Genomic DNA, 20,105 nt, shown 5'->3' with positions numbered 1-20,105 from the left:
AATGACTGACTGCTATAAAAAAACAAAGCCTAGAGCGTTTGCCCTAGACTTTGTCTACAGTCTGAAAGCTGCTATTGTAATAATTTGCAATAGCAGCTTTTTTGTTTAAACTAAATCAAAAAAGTGATTTTGCCGTAATGCTTCGTACAAAACGATATTGACAGAATTTGCTAGATTCAGTGATCTGGCTTCAGGATGATCCCGCATCGGTATTCTAAATCGCCTATCATAAAAGCGCTTATGAATGTCATCTGGCAATCCAGCCGTTTCTCTTCCAAACATGAGGAAATCATTATCGTGAAATTTTATATCCGCATAATTTTTTGTTGCATGAGTTGTTAAAATATATGGCTGTGGATAATTATTTTTTTCTAAAAATGTCTCAAAATCAACATATACTGAAATATCAACTAAGTTCCAATAATCCAAGCCTGCTCTTTTTACAGCTTTATCACTAATTGAAAATCCAAGGGGTTCGATTAGATGCAGCTTTGTTTCTGTGAGCGCACAAGTCCTTGCTATATTGCCGGTATTTTGTGGAATTTCTGGTTCATAAAGAACAACATTTAACATAATAATAAAATAGCCTTTCTATCGATCACTACAATGCGTATTTTGGAAGAATAATTGTAAATGTACTTCCCTTCCCCAATTCAGAATCTATTGTTATTTTTCCGCCATGCTGCTTGACTATTAAATCGCAAATATTTAATCCCAAGCCAAAACCACCTTGTTCTCGATGCCTGGCATCGTCAACTCGATAAAAGCGTTCAAAAATTTTCTTTTTATCTTCTTCAGACAAACCCACACCAGTATCTGTCACTGCAATTTGAATAGAGCGCATGGCTGCTGTCAATTTAATCGATACCGTTCCTGGTGCAGTTGTATACTTTATGGCATTATCGACTAAAATACGTATGGCTTGTTTAAGCTTGTCTTCATCACCTTTATATTCAATATCTTGCTGGATATCGCTTTTTAAAGTAATTTCTTGCTGCTTTGCAAAATCAAACATTAAATCGTACACTTCTGCACACAATGCACTCAAATCAAACACTTTTTTATTAAATACAAGTCGATTATTGTCCGCCTGCGCAATGGTCAGTAAATTTGAGATCAATTTTGACATGGTCTCACTTTCAGATGCAATATTATTTAGCCAATGGATATTTTCAGATAATACTTCATCTTCTTTCATCCGCAGCACTTCAATGTTTGTCTGAATTACCGTCAAAGGTGTCCGCAATTCGTGGGAAGCATCAGCGATAAATTTTTTCTGATTTTCGTAGGATGTTTTAACAGGCTGAAGCGATTTACCAGCTAAAAAATAACTGATAGGAATCAATATTAAAATCCCTGCGGAACCAAAAAATAACAAAATAACAAATACGGTCTGCGTAAAATTTTGTTCATTGCTGATTTGTTGAAAAACCTGCAGCGTTTTGACTTCATTATCTTTTTTAAATCGTTTTGAATAAACACGATAAGTAATATAATTGGTTTCAAACGTGCGAAATGTTTTATTAAACTTCGTGTCTTGAAGAAGTTCATGCCCTCTGAGAATCAAGGAATCGTTAAAAACTTTCATATGTTCAGAATGATGATCTCCATCCCATAGGATAAATTCATAATTGCTGGCACGACCATCGTAATTCGTGTTTTTTCTTGTTTCGTATTTTTCGCTGTTAATAATATTCTGGGCTGTTTGGACTAAAAAACGTTCACTGAAATTAACGTACGTCCATCTCCACATGAACATGAGAAGTGCAATAAAAAAAACTAAAAAGACAATTAAAATTAATATATTAAAAAGCGTGATCTGCTTTTTAATTTCTCTAAACATTGACGTCTCCTACAGCCTTATTAACGCTTGCCCATCGTATATCCAACGCCTCGAATGGTGTCAATTTTTACATTTGTATCCGCTAATTTCTTTCTCAAGTTATGGACATAAATTTCGATGTTATTTTCATTCACTTCTTTATCAAATCCCCAGACACGGTCTAAAATTTGTTCTCTCGTGAAAACTTGATTTGGACGTTTGATCAGCATTTCCAAAATTTTTGATTCTTTTACAGATAATTTGTATTCATTTGATTTCGTAATTAAAGTATTTTTCTTTGTGTTAAACGAAACATCTTCGAAATCAATGCATTCCCCTTTTATTTCATTGTCAGGTCTTCTGCTTAAAGCACGAATTCTTGCAAAAAGTTCCTTTGCAGAAAAAGGTTTGACCAAATAATCATCCGCACCTAAATCAAGACCCTTAACTTTATCATCAACAGTGCCTTTTGCTGTCAACAGCAAAATCGGTGTTGTAATGTCATGATCTCGCACTTCTTTTAATATTTCCAAACCATTTTTTCCCGGCAGCATGATGTCTAAAACAATCACATCATAAATCGGATTTAATGCAAAAAGGAGTCCTTCTTCGCCATCATTTGCAACGTCACAATCTATATTTTGGATTCGACACAGTTCTTTTAATGCATCCGTTATTTTCTTTTCATCTTCTATAAATAAAATTCGCATTACAATCACCTCATACAATTTTATGAACGATTATATCTATTCTGTCTTAATTTTGTTTGAATGGATAATACACATTTTTTATCTAGTCGATCGTCCTACCAGTCTTTCTTACATACATAAAAAAGCCAGCAGAATAATCTGCTGGCGTGAAAACAAAGTTTCAATCAAAATTATGCATTCTGTTTAATTGCTGCTTGTGCTGCGGCAAGTCTTGCAATTGGAACTCTAAACGGTGAGCAAGAAACATAATCCAGACCTAATGAATTACAGAACTCAACAGATGTCGGGTCGCCGCCATGTTCACCACAAATGCCGCAGTGAAGATCAGCACGAGTAGCTTTACCTTTTTTAACCGCCATCTTCATAAGTTGACCTACACCATCTTGATCAAGTCTTGAGAATGGGTCATTTTCATAAATCTTATTGTCATAGTATGAATTCAGGAATTTACCCGCATCATCACGTGAGAACCCGAATGTCATTTGAGTCAAGTCATTGGTTCCGAAGCAGAAGAATTCAGCTTCTTTAGCAATTTCATCAGCAGTTAAGCAAGCACGCGGAATTTCAATCATTGTCCCAACCTTGTATTGCATGTCAGAACCAGCTGCCTTTAATTCAGCGTCTGCTGTCTTAACGACAATATCTTTGACGAATTTCATTTCTTTGACTTCGCCGACCAAAGGAATCATGATTTCCGGAACAATTGTCCATTCCGGATGTGCTTTCTGAACATTCAATGCCGCACGGATGACTGCTTTTGTTTGCATGACACCAATTTCTGGATATGTAACTGTCAGACGGCATCCACGGTGGCCCATCATTGGGTTGAATTCGTGTAAACTGCTGATGATCGCTTTGATCTGTTCAACGGTTTTGCCCTTTGCGTCCGCAACCTTTTGAATTTCTTCTTCTGTTGTCGGAACAAATTCATGCAATGGTGGATCTAAGAAACGAATGGTTACTGGACGGCCAGCCAAAGTTTCGAATAATTTTTCAAAGTCACCCTGCTGCAGTGGCAGAATCTTATCAAGAGCTTCTTCTCTTTCTTCAACAGTATCAGAGCAAATCATTTCTCTAAATGCATCGATACGATCGCCCTGGAAGAACATATGTTCAGTACGGCAGAGACCGATACCTTCTGCACCTAATTCAACAGCCTTTGCTGCATCTTCAGGTGTATCCGCATTAGTTCTAACCTGCATGGTTCTGAATTCATCTGCCCATTCCATAATGGTAGCAAAATCTTCATCATCGATAGAACCTTCTTGAACATCTAACGGTCCATCGTAGATATTCCCTGTCGAGCCGTCGAAAGAAATCACATCGCCTTCTGAATAGGTGTGGCCACCCAACTTAAATGTGCGATTAGCTTCATCCATTTCAATTGCAGAGCATCCTGCGACACAGCAGCTGCCCATACCACGAGCAACAACAGCAGCGTGAGATGTCATACCGCCGCGAGCGGTCAGGATCCCTTGTGCAGCCTTCATCCCTTCGATGTCTTCCGGTGAAGTTTCGAGGCGGACCAAAACAACCTTTTCGCCATCAGCTGCTGCTTCTTTAGCATCTTCTGCAGTAAAGACGATTTTACCACTTGCAGCACCAGGTGCAGCTGGGAGGCCTTTACCAATCAGTTCTGCTTTATCTAATTCAGACTTAACGAATGAACCGTGGAGCAAGGTATCCAGGTTTCTCGGTTCAACGTCGAGGACAGCCTTTTTCTTATCGATTTTGCCTTCTTTAACTAAATCATTGGCAATCTTCAAAGCGGCTTTTGCTGTTCTCTTACCGTTACGGGTCTGGAGCATAAATAATTTACCTTCTTCAATGGTAAATTCCATGTCCTGCATATCACGGTAATGATCTTCCAGCGTATTTGCAATGCTGAGAAGCTGATCATAGATTTTTGGCAATTTTTCTTTGATTGCATCAATCTTCATTGGTGTACGAACACCAGCAACAACGTCTTCGCCTTGTGCGTTCATCAAAACTTCGGCGTAGAATTTGTTTTCCCCTGTTGCAGGATCTCGCGTAAAGGCAACACCTGAACCGGAAGATTCGCCCATGTTACCAAAGACCATTTCCTGAACGTTTACAGCGGTCCCCCATGAATATGGAATATCGTTGTCGCGGCGATAGACATTGGCTCTCGGATTATCCCATGAACGGAATACGGCTTTGACCGCTTCAATTAATTGTGTTTCTGGATCTTCTGGGAAATCTTGTCCAAGCTGTTTTTTGTATTCAGCCTTGAACTGGTTTGCGAGTTCTTTCAGATCGTCAGCATTCAAGTCGACATCCTGTTTGACACCGCGATCTGCCTTCATTTTATCGATCAGGGTTTCGAAGTATTTCTTCCCAACTTCCATAACCACGTCTGAGAACATCTGAATAAATCTTCTATAGCAGTCCCATGCCCAACGTGGATTCCCCGATTTTGCTGCAATCGCTTCTACAACATCTTCGTTCAGCCCTAAGTTTAAGATGGTATCCATCATCCCAGGCATTGATGCTCTCGCACCTGAACGAACAGAAACCAATAATGGATTTTCCTTATCACCGAATTTCTTGCCGGTAATTTCTTCCAGCTTCTTCATGTAATCTTTGATTTGTCCGATGATTTCATCATTGATTTGTTTACCATCTTCATAATACTGTGTACATGCTTCTGTCGTGATTGTAAATCCCTGTGGAACTGGCAGACCTAAATTAGTCATTTCTGCAAGGTTTGCGCCTTTACCACCGAGAAGTTCACGCATGTTAGCATTACCTTCGGTAAATAAATACACCCATTTACTCATAAATTAACCTCCTAAATCCTAATCGTGATTAACTCATATAAGGTTTAAATTTTCTAGACATTAGTATACCATTAAATTTTTTGAAAAAAAACCAAAATATGGAAAAAATAAACATGTATTTATATTTTTTGAGAAAACCAGTCTTTTCCGTTATAAACCATTACTGTATCTTGTCCATGGTTGGATAAATATCGAAGTGATTCGTTGATTAAAAAATCCATCGCTTCTGGGCAATGTGCGTCTGTATTGACGGTTAGCGGAATTTGCATTTGAATCGCTTCCTTCAAAATGGCTTCGCTCGGATACATACAGCGCATACCATATCGAAAGGCGCCTCCAGTATTGATTTCTAATATAGATCCAGACTTTTTTATTTTTTCTAATGCATGATGCCATGCGGTTTGATACCATTCTGCTGATTCATCAAAAAAGTAAGATTCTTTATTGTTCTTTTTGATGATATCGATGTGTCCGATAATATCGGGATGGAGACTCTCTGCCATTTCACCGATTCCCTCGTAATACTGACAAACGGCTTTTTTGCTGTCTCCACCATAGAGTTGATCGATTCCCCTTTTTAAACTTTCCTTCGTATCATCTATATATGCGACTTCTCCGTCATTAATTACGCCCAGACAATGAATGCTACCTATCCAATAATCCAATTTTTTTAAATTTTTTTTGCATAACGGTGAAAGATCATGACTTGCCAGATAATAATCAATTTCTAAGCCCTTATAAACCTTTATTTGCGTCTGATATTTTTTGATAACTCGCTCTAATTCCTTGAAATATTGCGGCAATGCGTTCTCAGGCATCGTCCAATCATTTTTATACTTTAACGGTGCGTGACTAGAAATACCAATATTATCAAAATCTCTAGAAATAGCAGCTTGAACCATCTCTTCAATTGAATTTTTTCCGTCACAATAATTTGTGTGAATATGATAATTTGTCTTTTTCATTTTCTATTTCACTAAAAAAGACTATCTCCTTTCAATTAAATTTATAAAGAAGACAGTCTTAATTTGTTTGAATACTAAGCTTACAAAATTTTTTTCAAAAAGCTCTGCGTTCTTTCTTCTTGCGGATGGTCAATCACCTGTTCAGGTGTCCCTTCTTCGCAGATGACGCCATTGTCCATAAAAATAACACGATCTGCCACTTCACGCGCAAATCCAATTTCATGCGTCACGATGATCATCGTCATCCCATCGTCGGCAAGCTGACGCATAGTTCCTAAGACATCTCCAACTAATTCCGGGTCTAAAGCTGAAGTCGGTTCGTCAAACAACATGATTTTAGGATTCATGGCCAATGCTCTTGCAATAGCGACGCGCTGCTGCTGACCACCAGACAGGCGGACTGGATATTCGTAAGCCCGATCTTTTAAACCGACCATATCCAGCAGTTCAAGCCCACGTTTTGTGATCTCTTCTTTATTTGCCTTCAAAACCGTAATCGGCGCAACTGTTACGTTTTCAATAACATTTAAATGCGGAAACAGATTAAAATTTTGAAATACCATTCCCAAATCGCAGCGAAGCTGCTGAAGGCGATCTGCATTGATGTGGTTAATCGTTTTGTTATTCTTGCGCTTATCCATCAATTCGCCTTCAATGTATATTTCACCATCGGTAATGCGTTCAAGCTGATTTAAACAGCGCAGCATAGTACTTTTCCCAGAGCCGGATGGTCCGAGAATACATACAACTTCGCCACGATTGACTTTAAAGTTAACACCTTTTAAGACTTTTAAATCGCCGAAATATTTCGTAATATTACGAACTTCGACCATCGTTTCACTATTGGTTTGATTTGTTGTAGCCATCTCTTACCTCTTTTCATACGCGCCGAAACGTTTTTCCAGATGGTCGAAAAGCACCTGCAGAATTGTCGTTAAGAACAAGTATATTGCCGCCGCATATAAATAATAGACCCAATTCCCTGTTGACGTGGCCATTGTTTTAACTGTTCTCAAAACATCAAAAAGAGCAATTGTTGAAACCAATGACGTATCTTTCAATAACATGATCAATTCGTTACCCAGCGGTGCCACAAGGCGTTTGAACGTCTGTGGGATGATGATTTTCCGCATTGCTTGATGATAGTTCATCCCAAGAGCCTTTGCTGCTTCCATTTGCCCTTCTGGAATAGATTCTATCGCTGCACGAATAATTTCTGCCATATATGCGGTGGAATTCAAAGAAAATGTAATAAAAGCGCACAGCATCGGATCTACAACCAATGTACTTCCTGTTACATTTAAATAAATGATTGGAACTGCAAAATAAATCATAAATAGCTGCAGCAGCAATGGTGTTCCACGGAAAAACCAAACGTAAAACCATGTGATTGCTTTTGCAACTTTGTTGTGGGAAATACGTCCTAACGCAACAATGATACCTAATACCACACCAAAGAAAAGTGCGACCAAGGCAATTTCAATGGTCAAAATTGTGCCATGAAAAATTTCCCATCCTTGAGCTGAAGTTAACAAATAAAACTCCTCACTTCCTAATTAATTAAAAAACAATAATGAACGGTATAATTATACGATACACATTTTTGATTATCAACTTAAAATTTTATTATAAGAGCCGTATTTATGGTTAAATCCGCGCTCTTTATATCAAATAACGCAATTGAATTATTTAAACATTATTATCACCTTATTCTTTAATTTTGTATCTCTAATATCTTTAAAAAAGAGACTGCCCTCTTGTGGAAGACAGCCTCTTTGCTAAAATCATTATTTATCCTTCTTGTTTTTATAATTATAACATAGGATTAAATATTTAGGGCTATTTTTGAATAAACTTTTATAAAAAGAAAAAAGCACCGAATCTCTAAAAGAATTCGGTGCGATTTTACAATGGTGATCCATCGGGGATTTGAACCCCGGACACCCTGATTAAAAGTCAGATGCTCTACCAACTGAGCTAATGGATCAGATTCGTTATGGCAGGGGTAGCAGGAGTCGAACCTGCGAATTCCAGAGTCAAAGTCTGGTGCCTTAACCACTTGGCCATACCCCTAAATAAAAAAATGGGGTGGATGAAGGGACTCGAACCCCCGACAACCAGAACCACAATCTGGCGCTCTACCAACTGAACTACATCCACCACAAGCAAATGGCGCGCCAACAGGGATTCGAACCCCGGGCACACGGCTTAGAAGGCCGTTGCTCTATCCAACTGAGCTATTGGCGCTCGTGCCTCAACCATAATGACTTTCTGGAGCGGGTGAAGGGAATCGGACCCTCGCGACTGGCTTGGAAGGCCAGGGCTCTACCACTGAGCTACACCCGCAATTTCACATTGCGAAATACTTCTGCAACAGAACGAAATTAATTATAAGTGAAATTTCTCGCTTTGTCAATACCCTTTTATACATTTTTTATTATATTGAAATGATGGGCAGCGGCAGCCTACTTAATAAGCTGCCACTATACAAATCAACACTTATTCACTAATACCCTTAACCGAATCACGAACCTTAACTTCATAAGGAACGTACAAAGTTTTCATTTCGGTTTCTTCTTTTTCACACATTTTAATCAGCATACGTGTCGCAACTGCGCCTATATCATACATCGGCTGAGAAATGGTCGTAATTTTAGGCGTGACCCATTCAGACATCCAAAAATCGTTAAAGCCAGCTACTGAATAATCCTTAGGTACGTTGTAGCCCTTTTCTTCGATCGCACGGATTGCACCCAACGCCATTTGATCATTAAAACAGAACACATTTGAAAAAGAAACTTCTCCTTTTTCCAAAATATCTTTCATTTGGTTATACCCACCTGAAATAGATGAGAGGCAATGATAAATTCGGTCTGGATTAAATTCTAGTCCTTTTTCTTTGTATGCTTTCTGGATCCCTTCAAGGCGTTGTTCGACAATATAACCACTGCCACTTTCATCACTGAAGATAATATTGTCGCGATGTCCAGCATCAATTACCTTTACAGCCAAATCATAAGCTGCAGAAGCATTGTCAATCAATACACCAGAAAGTTTTCCAGTTACGTCGGGCACACAGCCTAACACCACTTCACAGGAAGCAGATGTTAATCGATCTCTCATTTCATCTGTCAGATTTTTCCCAACATAAATAATCCCATCACATTGTTTTTCAACTAAAACGTCGAGCGATTTTTTTTCTTTTTCCGGATTAAAGTCTGTGTCACTTAAAATAATATTGTAATTATATATGCCGCAGACATCTTCTGCTCCTCGGACAATCCAGGTATAAAATGGATCCAAAATATCTGGGATCATGATACCTAAAGTATTCGTTTTTTGAATTTTTAAGCTTCGCGCAATCGCATTAGGTTTATACCCCGTTTTTTTAATGGCCTTTAAAACTCTTTCTCGAGTTTCTTCATTGACTAAAGGGATATTATTGACGACACGCGAAACGGTTGCGACAGAAACATTCGCTTCTTTTGCAACATCAACAATTTTTACTTTCATGAGCTTTCTCCACTTGCTAAATGATTAATCAAATTTATCAATTGCTGCTTTAATTAATGCAGGAGCTCTGCCGCATTTTTCTTCGTTAACTGCACACGGTGCAAATCGAAGACCTTTCTTCAATGCGACAATAAAGAAATTCTTCTGGTCAGCTAAATAATCTCTAATCGCTTCTCGATTTTCACATGGAATAGAAATGAAGAAACCGTCGCGATATGTACATGTTTTTAATCCAACTTCCTTCGCAGAATCCATAAACGCTTTAGCACGAGTCTGAAGCGTATCTCTCCAGTCTGCTTGTTCAGCTTCGTATGCTTCTCTCAATTGATCGTTAGAAATAATCTTTGCCAATGTCGCTTGCGCTGATCTCGTCCCATTTGACCAGGTGCCTCGATTTGAAAAGGAACAAGAAGCTTTAAATTCATCTGCAATTTCCTGAGTCGGTGCTACGCATAAAAGTGCGCCGTTTCTTAAACCATACATTGTCATCGCTTTAGAAGCAGAATATGCGTAAAGCGGCAGAACATTTTCCGGCATTCCGGAGAGGATTTCCATGAACTGGCGGGCACTTTCACCCTTCCCTGCAAAATCGATATAAGCAATATCACAAAGAACGATAATACGCCAATCTGGATGTTCATTCGCTGTTTTGGTGTAAAATTCAACCAACTGTTTCCATTCATCGTCAGAAATATTATATCCTGTTGGATTGTGCGCCGGCGTATTTAATATCGTTAAGATCCGTTTTTGCTTTTCAAGAAGTTCTAAAACTTTATTTTCATAAGATTCAAAATTAAAATTGCCATTTTCGTCAAAAAGCTCAAACGTTGTGATCTTTCTGCGGTTTTCTTGAGCGATTGTGCCATACGGTGCCCAATGCCAATCCTGAACTAAAACTTCATCGCCAATTTCACTATAATTGGCGATCGCATTTCGGACTGCGCCTGTCCCACCTGGCGTTGCGACCGCTTCAATGTAGCCGTCTGGTTTATGATGTTTAAAGCAGGCATAGACAACATTTTCCAAAAATTCAGGAATACCTGCAATGCTTGCATATGCAGCAATTTCAGTATCCTTTAAATTGCGGAAGGTTGAATAGACGCTATCGAATGCAACTAAATTACCATCATCGTCCATTAACGAACCGATTGTCGAATTGATTACAGGTTCATGACCTACTTCGGCAATTCTTTTCTTTGCCAGTTCCGCAATATGAAAAATCGGATCGTTGCCAGCTTCTCTAACCGATGATGAAATGACCATTCTATTACTCATAAGTTCCTCCATTTATATGATTGTCAATTATGTATTTACGAAATAATTTAGGACCGTTGTCGTAAATATTATTTCCTTTTGCATCTATTGCGACAAAAATTGGAAAATCTTTAACTTCCAATTTTCTGACCGCTTCTGTTCCTAATTCCGGATACGCAATGATTTCTGAATGCTGAATATGTCGTGCACAAAGGGTTCCGGTTCCTCCCACACACGCGAAATATACAGCTGAATTTTTTCGGATACTGTCAATAACAGGAGAGGTACGGTTGCCTTTTCCTATCATACCTTTTAAGCCTAAATCCAACAGCTTAGGCGTGTATTTATCCATTCTATGCGAAGTTGTCGGCCCTGCCGGTCCAATCACCTCTCCAGGTGCCGCGGGGCAAGGACCCATGTAAAAAATAATTTGTCCATTTACATCGAAAGGCAGTGGATTGTGCTCGGCAAGATCTTCAAGCATCTGTTTATGAGCAGCATCTCTCGCAGTGTAAATCGTTCCAGATAAGAGGACCTGCTCGCCGCAGACCAAATCTTTGATAACATCATCTGTAATTGGTGTTCTGATTTTTTTCATCTACAAGATCACCGTTCCTCTCCGATCGACATAACAGCAGATATTAACAGCAACGGGAAGCCCAGCAATATGTGTTGGATAATCGAGAATGTGTATGCCGAGCATCGTCGTCATCCCTCCCATTCCCATGGGACCAATTCCCGTTTCATTAATCGTCTGCATAATAGCCTTTTCCATGGACCGCAAATGTGGTTTTTCACTATATTGATCCAGCGGAATCAACAATGCCTGTTTTGACATGATTGCGGCCTTCTCAAAATCACCCCCGACGCCAACGCCAACAATAATCGGCGCACAAGCATTTGGCGCTCCGTTTTGTATCGTTTTAACAATAAAATCCTGAGCGCCATCTATGCCATCAGATGGCTTGAGCATTTTTAGAGCACTGGTATTTTCACTGCCAAAACCTTTAGCCATAACCGAAATTTTGAGATTGTCTCCTTCAGTAATCTGATAATGAATAACAGCCGGTGTATTGTCGTTTGTATTTTCGTCCCGAATTAACGGATCCGATACAATCGACTTTCTCATATAGCCTTGACAATACCCTTTTTTAACGCCAGCTTGAATCGCATTTTCAAGGCTGCCGCCCTCAATATGTATCTCTTGGCCATACTGAACAAACACAACCACCATACCTGTGTCTTGACAAATAGGCCGCTGGCAGTTTAACGCGAGTTCCCGGTTCTCATTGATCACAGACAATATATTTTCAGCTAAGGGATAAGATTCCTTTCGCTGCGCCTTTTTAAGGGAATGATCAATATCGTCTGCCAACTTCGCATTAATTTCAATACACAGTTGGGCGACTGCTTCTGTAATATCTTTTGCCTGAATATTTTTCACAGTATTTCATTTGATCCTTTCAAAAGATTTTACATTAATATTATAGCATAGCTTTAAAGGCTTTCATTCGGTTTTTTGAAAATTTTTCATCTTTTTTATCGTGATGAAAATTTATTATTACATAAAAAAAGACTGCGTCATTCAACGCAGTCTGAGTACACATCACGATTCGTGATCCGCACCACTCCACTTCAACAATTCATAATAGTCCGGATACGTATCTTTCTGAAAAATTTCACCATCAACAACAGTAACCGGAAAAGCATCTGGACCATCTGTTAACAGTACACGCTCTACCGGCCCGTTTGTGTATTGAGATTGATCTTGTGAAAAATTCCGCAAATGAATATCAATGCCTTGACGTTTCAAATCTTTAACAATCACTTGAATAGCTAATGCCTGTTGAGATTTTAAATCAACATCAATGGGATTATAAATATTTATTGTACACATCTGACCAACCCCTTCGTATAATCTACTGTTAATTTAACATAATTTTATTAAAATTGCTTGGTATTTTTTTGTCACATCTTTTCACTATTATTTCAATAGACACGATTGCACACAAAATCTGCCATCTGAATATAAAATGAAGTATCAATAGAAAGATTTGACAAAGCTTCTATTGCAGTACGATGATACTCTTCTACTTTTTCCTGAGCGCTTTTTAACCCATAGAGAGAAACCATTGTGGTTTTATGTTCTTCCTGATCGCTGCCCACAGGTTTTCCAAGCACCTCCGTATCTGACGTGACATCGAGTATATCGTCAACAATTTGAAAGGCCGTTCCAATTGCTTCTCCGTATTGTCGCATCCATTCTAAAGACTCTGAATCCGCATTTGCCATTACTGCACCGCAGAGCAATGCCGCCGTTAACATCGCACCTGTTTTATGAGAGTGGATATATTTTAATTTTTCTGCATTCATTTCATCATCGTCTTCAGCTAACACATCACCAACTTGTCCACCAATCATACCGCCTACACCCGAAGCCTGCATTAATATTTTCAAAGCCTGAATGCCATTGCTCTGCTGCTGAGCAGGCAATCTCTGCAATCCGTCAACTGCCGTTTCTACCGCGTAATTGAGCAAGGCATCTCCCGCTAATATAGCGATATCTTCGCCATAAACTTTATGATTAGAAGGCTGCCCCCTGCGCAGGTCATCGTCATCCATCGCCGGCAAATCATCATGGATCAAAGAATATGTGTGAATCATTTCAATGGCACACGATAAAGCGCGGACATTTTCGACATCGCCTCCGAATAATTCACAAGTCTTCCGCATGAGCACTGGCCGTATTCTTTTCCCCCCGGCAAATAAACTGTATTTCATGGCTGAGACGATAATAGCAGGCGCATCAAATGGTTTTTCAAAGCAAACGAGCAAATCGTTTTCGACGTCCTTCGCCATTGTTTCTAAAGTATTTTTAAAGTCTTGATTCATGAGATTCCTCCAAATCTTTTTCTGTTATTTCTTCTAATTCAGAATGACCAGACTGATCTTTTGTTAATAACGCAATTTTCCCTTCTGCTGACTTTAGATCATTTTCGCATTTTTTTAATAGAGTCATTCCCTCTTCGTAAAGTTTAACAGATTTTTCAAGACTAAGCTGATCGCTGTTCATTTCTGCTACAATTTCTTCTAGTCTTGACATTTTTTCATCAAATGTTTTCTTTCGTGCCATGTTTATTCTCTCTTTCCTGATCGAGCCGCACACTCACTTCGCCATCATTAAATTTGAGCATCAATCGATCAAACTGAGCCGCTTTATCTGCCGTCTCGACAACCGTTCTATTAGGCGAAAAAACAATTGCGTAGCCGCGTTCCAGTACCTGATTTGGATTGAGCAAATGCAATTGTTTTCGAATAAGCTGAGTCTGCGTTTGCGCCGATAATATTTTTTTCTGAATCAACAACTGAAATTGATGAAATAATTGATTGAGTTGAATATTTTGTACCTTGATTTTCTTTCTTGGATTGTTGATCCCAATCATTCTTTGATAATACTGTATCTGTTTGCGATGGTTTTGAATTTGTCGGTTAAATGCATACTCAATATCGTTTTCTATCTGTGTAATTTTTTTAATTTGATAGGTTCGATCTTCCGCAACTAATTCGCCAGCAGCTGTTGGCGTGGCCGCACGAATATCAGCCACAAGATCTGCAATGGTTACATCTGTTTCGTGCCCAACCGCAGAGATAATAGGCTTCGCTGCGTTGTAAATCGCATCTGCGACTTTTCTTTCATTAAATGCCCAAAGATCTTCAATTGATCCGCCGCCTCTGCCCACAATAATTACATCAATATCATCTCTTTGATTCAGACAGCGGATTCCCTCTGCAATTTCCTCAGCTGCATTTTCTCCCTGTACTTTAGACGGGAAAAAAATAATATTAATGCTGGCATTTCTCCTCCGAATAGTGGAAAGGATATCATGAACGGCCGCTCCTTTCCCAGAAGTTACAACGCCCACTGTATGAATATTTGGAGGTAGTCTTTTTTTTCGTTTAGAATCAAAATACCCCAGCTTTTCTAACTGATTTTTTAGTTTTTGCAGAGATACAAATAATTCTCCGACACCAGCCGGTTCCATCGAATTTATGTATAATTGATACTGCCCGTTTTTTTCGTAAACGTCAATTGATCCATGGCAAATCACGTGCATGCCATCTGACGGAAGAAAAGAGAGATGTGCAGCTTGATAAGAAAACATGACACAGGAAATTCTGCTTTCCTCATCTTTTAAAGAAAAATATAGATGACCGCTATAATATGCCTTGAAATTAGAAATTTCACCTTCGATATCGACATTTTTCAGCAGACTATTCGTGGAAATCACACTTTTTACAAAGTGGTTTACCTGTGTAACGCTTAAGTGTCTGCGAATCAATTGATCTTCTCCTGTTGATTAAACATTTCCTTTGTTAAAAAAGCGCACCCTACGCCGTTATCCGTGGCATATTGTGGTTTGGCAAATATAGCACGGTATTGACGTTTCATTCGCTTTCGTATCGTTTCTTTTACGATACGATTGGCCATCACACCTCCCGAAAACACAGCAACTTCTATGTCTAATTGATCGCATAAGATATTGATAGCACGTCCAATGGTTCTGCCGATACATTCAAACAAAGCATATGCAATTTCCGAAAACGGCATTCCATCATCAATTAATTGATGAATCTGATTTTCCTGACCAGAAAAGTGAAAATCACATCCATCAAGTCGTGAAGCGATTTTAATTTCGTGTTGATTAGACGTCAATGCCAGTTTTTCCAATTCTTTACCTGCTGGAAAAGAGCAGCCCATTGCGACACCAGTTCGATCAATCAATTGTCCTGCATTTAAATCCAACGTCTTCCCGACAATCCGATTGGTGTGGGTCTGCGGGTCAACTACCACAATTTCAGAGGTGCCTCCAGATAAATGAACTGCTAAAAAAGGTTTGTTTAATTTTTCGCAAGCATCTTCATTTTCAATTAATGCTGCTCGGATATGGCCTTCCTGATGGCTAAAACAATATAATGGGACCTGTAACAAATCGGCATATGATTTGGCAACAGCGTATCCCACACGGAAAACTGGCATATAAGATCCTTCTTGAGGTCTTGGTGAAACCGAGACGCCAACCGCCCTGACGTTATTTTTCATCTCTGGAATTGACGCAAAACGTGCCGTCAGTTCTGGGATATTGCGGATATGTTCAAAAACAGCTTCAGACTGCCGCAATCCTCTCTGCCCTTTCTTAACTGGCAAAACTTTTCGTTGATCAGCTACGATCCCATTTCTCGTATCCACAACCGCAACAGATGACGTATAATTACTTGTATCAATTCCTATAAACATAGATTGCCTCAGTCAGCTAATTTTTATTTGAAAGATGTTTACCTAAATTATTCAATATGCCATTGATATACCGATATGATTTTTCATCACAATACTTTTTAGCCAATTCAACAGCTTCATTCACTGCAATTTCAATTGGCAGACCTAAATACATCATTTCTGCCGCGCCAATACGCATAGCAGCAAGTTCAGCGCTTGGAATGCGATCAAAGCGCCAATCTTCTCGAAGATATTTTTCGATTTCAGAATCAATTGTCTCTAAATTGTCAATAACCGTTTCTACTAATAAATGAGCATACGTATATTGGTCGTGCTGAAAATCTTCTTTTGGATCTGCAAAACCAGCGCCATTGTCTAATGTGGCAATAATTTTTGCCTTTAAATCAGATTGTCCACGATCTTCAAATCCAATTTGAAAAACTGCCCGATAAGCAAGCTCTCTTTCAAATTTACGTTTTTCTTTATTCATTTTTCTCCGTTAAAAAAGCCGCTTACTAGCGGCTTCATTTGTTTATTTAATATTTTCCGCAGCCTTTAACCAGAATGTTCACTTGTGAGACCGGTTTGCCCGCCATAATTTCTACAGACTCCTTAACCTTTTTTTGTACTTCTTCACAAACTTCTGGAATTTTTATGCCAAGGCTTGTAATGACATGAAGATCGATTTGATAGCCATCTTCTTTTTCTACAACTTTAACACCTTTAGAAACAGCCGAAGGATAAATGGCATCGAGTATTTCATCAGAAATACGCATAAACATTTTTTCGATCCCATCAATACCCAAAGCTGCCATACTTGCAATCGAACATATCATTTCATTTGATATGTCGTTTGAAGCTGTATTAATATTTTCTTCCATTTACATACCTCTTTTTAATGATGATGTTCGTCATGATCCTGAAGTTTTTCAAGGGTAGCATCGTCTAAATGAAATTGACTTTCACACTGAGGACATATGACGCGATCCTCAGCGAAATCTTCAAAATTTGCAATGAAGGTATGTCCGCAATTCGCACAGGTGACTTCGTAATAATCATCTTCTTCATCATGATGACACGCTTCCACCGTGTTTTCCAACTCAGCGACCCGACGCTCTAAATCATCTATACGCTTTGCCAGTTCTTCAATCGCTGTTTTTGTATGGTCGTCCATTAAACACGTTCCATGTATTCGCCAGTCCGTGTGTCGACACGAATGGTATCCCCTTCGTTAACAAACAAGGGAACCGTAATCTGGGCGCCCGTTTCAACTGTACACGGTTTGTTTGCCCCTGTCGCAGTATCTCCTTTAAAACCCGGTTCGGTTTGTGTGACTTTCAATGTCACGAAGTTCGGTGCCTTGACTTCAAAAGGTTCGCCCTTAAAGAATCGAATGGTCGCATTGTCGTTTTCTTTTAAGTACTGTAAAGCATCTTTCACTTTGTCGTATTCGATCGGAATCTGTTCATAAGATTCGAGATCCATGAAATAATACAGATCACCGTCCGCATAAAGATACTGCATTTCTTTTGTATCAATATGGGCACGTTCAAATTTTTCATTTGGTGAGAAAGTGGTTTCAGTGACTGCTCCAGAAATCACGTTGCGGATCTTTGTTCTGACAAATGCTGCACCTTTACCAGGTTTAACGTGCTGAAATTCGACAACCACATAAACCTGTCCGTCCATTACAAATGTAACGCCTTTTTTAAATTCACCTGCTGATATCATATCCGTTATACCTCCATTATAGAAAACAATTTTCTATTTCGTTCTATATTAATAATGATTATTTAGTATTTTATCACACCTGATATTTTTGTTCAATGACTTAAGCTCCTGCAAACTACCCCTCTGTCTAAGCCTGATAAGTCCCGGATGACTTTTTGAACGCTGAAATCATAATTTTTTGCTATACACGTAATCTCATTGACTTGATTCCAACCGCATTCGCAGATAATCATGCCGCCCGGTGTCAAATAATCAGAAGCCTTTAAAAATATGCTTTGATAAAAATCCAATCCAGTTTCTCCGCCATCGAGTGCCATCTTCGGCTCAAAGTCTTTGACATCTGAAGATAACTCATCAATTTCCCGTGTCGGAATATAAGGTGGATTGGTTACAATCAAGTCGTATAACTCAGAGAGATTCTGAAACAAATCACTCTGAATCAACGAGATGTCTGTTCGGTTCCTTTGTGCATTCGCTTTTGCTATTTTTAACGCATCAACTGACAAATCCGCGCCAGTCACTACTGCTTTTTTTTCATAGTGTGCAATCGCAATGCCAATCGCTCCCGACCCACAGCACAAATCTAGGACGCGAACCTTTTGCTGTGGCATTGCTTTTAAAACCTGCAGTGCATTTTCTACAATATTTTCAGTATCAGGGCGAGGAATCAACACATCCGGTGTCACAATAAAATCTAAGCCCATGAATTCTTTTTTGCCCACAATTTGAGCGTAAGGCTGATGATGGCTTCTTTTTAGCAGACATTGATCGTAACGCTTTTTTTGTTCTTCTGTCATTTCTAAATTTTGATCAATAAGCAAATGAATACGACTCTTGTCCAGCACGTAGGACAGAAATAACTCTGCTTCAAAACGAGGCTCAGGAATTTTGCTTTGTTTCAAGATCTCTGTTCCTCGGCGAAGTGCCTGTTCATATGTTTCACTTTTCATTTTATTTTAACTACAATTAAACAAAAAAATAAGCCGGTTTACCGACTTATTTTTCTTCGTTATTTAATACTTTAGCGTATTTCTTCTTAAATCTTTCAACTCGTCCGCCAGAATCGACTAATTTCTGTTTACCCGTATAGAATGGATGACAAGCTGAGCAAATTTCAACACGCAGTTCCGGTTTTGTGGAACCAGTTTCAAAAGTATTGCCACAAGCGCATTTTACAATGGCCTTACCATATTTTGGGTGGATGCCTTCTTTCATCGTATTCACCTCTTTCTCATTTGCATATTTAAGATCGAACTTTAGCTAAAATTCAACTTTTTTAGTATATCAAAATAAAATTCGAAATGCAATAACTTTTATTGATTTATTTATATATTTGCCGGCTGTGATGAGTGATGCTGTGTCCATGACATTTTAAAAGAATGAACAAATTCGCAAGTTGCCACACCTTTGTCAACTAATGAAACGATCCAGCTTTCAGCATATTTTGGCGGTGTAACTGTTACCGGGAACATGTGCCTTAAAATCATATTTTCTTCTTTTTTATTAAGATGATAATCTTTTTCCGCATTTCTTAATGCACGTTTGGGATGTGCAACTGCATGCATATTTCGAATTCGATCAATGCCGTGTTCATTGTGTTCCACCTTGCGCCAATCTTCAAAATAATAATCGTGTAAAAGCGCCCCTCTTGCTGTTGACAAACTATCGAGATGCATTTTTCTCGCAATGACATAGGCGTAATAAGCAACACGGACACAATGTGCGTATCTTCCCAATTCGTTACCATGATGGCGCTGCTGTTTTAATGTTTGGAATTTTGAATCGTTGATAATATCGGATGTAATAGAATAAAATTGATTAAAATATTTCTTTTCCCGAATGCTTTTCATATAGATAAATATTCCACCTCACTAAGATTCGTTTGAAATTCACTAAGATATATTTATAATCCATTTTTCTGAAATTAGCATTAATATTTACTAAAATTTCCAAAAAGAAAAAAAGCAAGCTTAAAAGCTTGCTTCAGACTGTCGACAAAGTCTAGAGGGAAACGCTCTAGGCTTTGTTTTTTTA

23 protein-coding genes and 5 tRNA genes are annotated in these 20,105 nt (G+C 38.8%); all 28 read right to left on the bottom strand.

Annotated elements, in window-relative coordinates:
• Positions 1 to 105: 105 nt before the first annotated feature.
• The gene (gene trmL, locus QZX60_RS09100; RefSeq protein ID WP_295364019.1) at positions 106 to 573 is read right to left on the bottom strand and encodes a tRNA (uridine(34)/cytosine(34)/5-carboxymethylaminomethyluridine(34)-2'-O)-methyltransferase TrmL; all 468 of its coding nucleotides are present in this window, start codon (positions 571 to 573) and stop codon (positions 106 to 108) included.
• A gap of 28 nt (positions 574 to 601) precedes the next feature.
• The gene (locus QZX60_RS09095; RefSeq protein WP_295364016.1) at positions 602 to 1,843 is read right to left on the bottom strand and encodes a cell wall metabolism sensor histidine kinase WalK; all 1,242 of its coding nucleotides are present in this window, start codon (positions 1,841 to 1,843) and stop codon (positions 602 to 604) included.
• Between the two features lie 20 nt (positions 1,844 to 1,863).
• Positions 1,864 to 2,532 carry a response regulator transcription factor gene (locus tag QZX60_RS09090; protein WP_295364013.1) on the bottom strand — a complete coding sequence of 223 codons (669 nt, stop codon included), beginning with the start codon at positions 2,530 to 2,532 and terminating at the stop codon, positions 1,864 to 1,866.
• 170 nt (positions 2,533 to 2,702) lie between these two features.
• Positions 2,703 to 5,333 carry a pyruvate, phosphate dikinase gene (gene ppdK / locus QZX60_RS09085; RefSeq protein ID WP_295364011.1) on the bottom strand — a complete coding sequence of 877 codons (2,631 nt, stop codon included), beginning with the start codon at positions 5,331 to 5,333 and terminating at the stop codon, positions 2,703 to 2,705.
• A 119-nt stretch (positions 5,334 to 5,452) separates the two neighbouring features.
• Positions 5,453 to 6,298 (bottom strand): histidinol-phosphatase, encoded by an 846-nt coding sequence (locus tag QZX60_RS09080; protein WP_295364008.1) that lies wholly within the window; start codon positions 6,296 to 6,298, stop codon positions 5,453 to 5,455.
• Positions 6,299 to 6,378: 80 nt separating this feature from the next.
• Positions 6,379 to 7,164, bottom strand: a complete 786-nt coding sequence (locus QZX60_RS09075; RefSeq protein WP_295364005.1) for an amino acid ABC transporter ATP-binding protein — start codon at positions 7,162 to 7,164, stop codon at positions 6,379 to 6,381.
• Positions 7,165 to 7,167: 3 nt separating this feature from the next.
• Entirely contained in the window at positions 7,168 to 7,833 is a 666-nt protein-coding gene (locus QZX60_RS09070) for an amino acid ABC transporter permease (protein ID WP_295364002.1), read from the bottom strand.
• Between the two features lie 376 nt (positions 7,834 to 8,209).
• Positions 8,210 to 8,285, bottom strand: a tRNA-Lys gene (locus QZX60_RS09065).
• Positions 8,286 to 8,295: 10 nt separating this feature from the next.
• Positions 8,296 to 8,371, bottom strand: a tRNA-Gln gene (locus QZX60_RS09060).
• Between the two features lie 11 nt (positions 8,372 to 8,382).
• A tRNA-His gene (locus tag QZX60_RS09055) sits at positions 8,383 to 8,458 on the bottom strand.
• 10 nt (positions 8,459 to 8,468) lie between these two features.
• Positions 8,469 to 8,545: transfer RNA gene (locus QZX60_RS09050), tRNA-Arg, on the bottom strand.
• 25 nt (positions 8,546 to 8,570) lie between these two features.
• Positions 8,571 to 8,644, bottom strand: a tRNA-Gly gene (locus tag QZX60_RS09045).
• 153 nt (positions 8,645 to 8,797) lie between these two features.
• On the bottom strand, positions 8,798 to 9,811 hold the full coding sequence (locus QZX60_RS09040) for a LacI family DNA-binding transcriptional regulator (RefSeq protein WP_295363999.1): 1,014 nt from the start codon (positions 9,809 to 9,811) through the stop codon (positions 8,798 to 8,800).
• A 24-nt stretch (positions 9,812 to 9,835) separates the two neighbouring features.
• The gene (locus QZX60_RS09035; protein WP_295363996.1) at positions 9,836 to 11,086 is read right to left on the bottom strand and encodes a pyridoxal phosphate-dependent aminotransferase; all 1,251 of its coding nucleotides are present in this window, start codon (positions 11,084 to 11,086) and stop codon (positions 9,836 to 9,838) included.
• Complete coding sequence (locus tag QZX60_RS09030) at positions 11,079 to 11,663, bottom strand: Fe-S-containing hydro-lyase (protein WP_295363993.1); 585 nt, start codon at positions 11,661 to 11,663, stop codon at positions 11,079 to 11,081. The genes QZX60_RS09035 and QZX60_RS09030 overlap by 8 nt, the downstream gene beginning before the upstream one ends.
• The gene (locus tag QZX60_RS09025; RefSeq protein WP_295363991.1) at positions 11,664 to 12,509 is read right to left on the bottom strand and encodes a fumarate hydratase; all 846 of its coding nucleotides are present in this window, start codon (positions 12,507 to 12,509) and stop codon (positions 11,664 to 11,666) included. It abuts the gene before it with no gap.
• A gap of 162 nt (positions 12,510 to 12,671) precedes the next feature.
• Positions 12,672 to 12,962: an arsenic metallochaperone ArsD family protein gene (locus tag QZX60_RS09020; RefSeq protein ID WP_295363988.1), complete on the bottom strand. Its 291-nt coding sequence runs from the start codon at positions 12,960 to 12,962 to the stop codon at positions 12,672 to 12,674.
• 92 nt (positions 12,963 to 13,054) lie between these two features.
• Complete coding sequence (locus tag QZX60_RS09015; RefSeq protein ID WP_295363985.1) at positions 13,055 to 13,957, bottom strand: polyprenyl synthetase family protein; 903 nt, start codon at positions 13,955 to 13,957, stop codon at positions 13,055 to 13,057.
• Complete coding sequence (gene xseB / locus QZX60_RS09010) at positions 13,941 to 14,198, bottom strand: exodeoxyribonuclease VII small subunit (protein WP_295363982.1); 258 nt, start codon at positions 14,196 to 14,198, stop codon at positions 13,941 to 13,943. Before xseB ends, QZX60_RS09015 begins: the two co-directional genes overlap by 17 nt.
• Positions 14,176 to 15,405, bottom strand: coding sequence for an exodeoxyribonuclease VII large subunit (gene xseA / locus QZX60_RS09005; protein WP_295363980.1), 1,230 nt, complete (start codon positions 15,403 to 15,405; stop codon positions 14,176 to 14,178). The genes xseB and xseA overlap by 23 nt, the downstream gene beginning before the upstream one ends.
• On the bottom strand, positions 15,402 to 16,361 hold the full coding sequence (locus QZX60_RS09000; protein ID WP_295363977.1) for a peptidase M22: 960 nt from the start codon (positions 16,359 to 16,361) through the stop codon (positions 15,402 to 15,404). Before QZX60_RS09000 ends, xseA begins: the two co-directional genes overlap by 4 nt.
• A gap of 16 nt (positions 16,362 to 16,377) precedes the next feature.
• Positions 16,378 to 16,830 (bottom strand): transcription antitermination factor NusB, encoded by a 453-nt coding sequence (gene nusB, locus QZX60_RS08995; RefSeq protein ID WP_295363974.1) that lies wholly within the window; start codon positions 16,828 to 16,830, stop codon positions 16,378 to 16,380.
• Between the two features lie 46 nt (positions 16,831 to 16,876).
• On the bottom strand, positions 16,877 to 17,221 hold the full coding sequence (locus tag QZX60_RS08990) for an Asp23/Gls24 family envelope stress response protein (RefSeq protein ID WP_295363971.1): 345 nt from the start codon (positions 17,219 to 17,221) through the stop codon (positions 16,877 to 16,879).
• Positions 17,222 to 17,235: 14 nt separating this feature from the next.
• A complete protein-coding gene (locus QZX60_RS08985) occupies positions 17,236 to 17,514 on the bottom strand; it encodes a hypothetical protein (RefSeq protein WP_295363968.1) in 279 nt (92 codons plus the stop codon).
• Positions 17,514 to 18,071, bottom strand: coding sequence for an elongation factor P (efp, locus tag QZX60_RS08980; protein ID WP_295363965.1), 558 nt, complete (start codon positions 18,069 to 18,071; stop codon positions 17,514 to 17,516). Before efp ends, QZX60_RS08985 begins: the two co-directional genes overlap by 1 nt.
• Positions 18,072 to 18,163: 92 nt before the next feature.
• Positions 18,164 to 19,021: a peptide chain release factor N(5)-glutamine methyltransferase gene (prmC, locus tag QZX60_RS08975; RefSeq protein ID WP_295363963.1), complete on the bottom strand. Its 858-nt coding sequence runs from the start codon at positions 19,019 to 19,021 to the stop codon at positions 18,164 to 18,166.
• Positions 19,022 to 19,067: 46 nt separating this feature from the next.
• The gene (gene rpmE / locus QZX60_RS08970) at positions 19,068 to 19,286 is read right to left on the bottom strand and encodes a 50S ribosomal protein L31 (RefSeq protein WP_154576260.1); all 219 of its coding nucleotides are present in this window, start codon (positions 19,284 to 19,286) and stop codon (positions 19,068 to 19,070) included.
• A gap of 110 nt (positions 19,287 to 19,396) precedes the next feature.
• Positions 19,397 to 19,921, bottom strand: coding sequence for an HD domain-containing protein (locus QZX60_RS08965; protein WP_295363959.1), 525 nt, complete (start codon positions 19,919 to 19,921; stop codon positions 19,397 to 19,399).
• Positions 19,922 to 20,105 lie beyond the last annotated feature (184 nt).

Origin of the sequence: uncultured Pseudoramibacter sp., from assembly GCF_903789625.1 — a bacterium.
Classification (GTDB): domain Bacteria; phylum Bacillota; class Clostridia; order Eubacteriales; family Eubacteriaceae; genus Pseudoramibacter; species Pseudoramibacter fermentans.
Note: the sequence above shows the minus strand (reverse complement) of the source record. Positions and strands in the feature narration are given on the sequence as shown.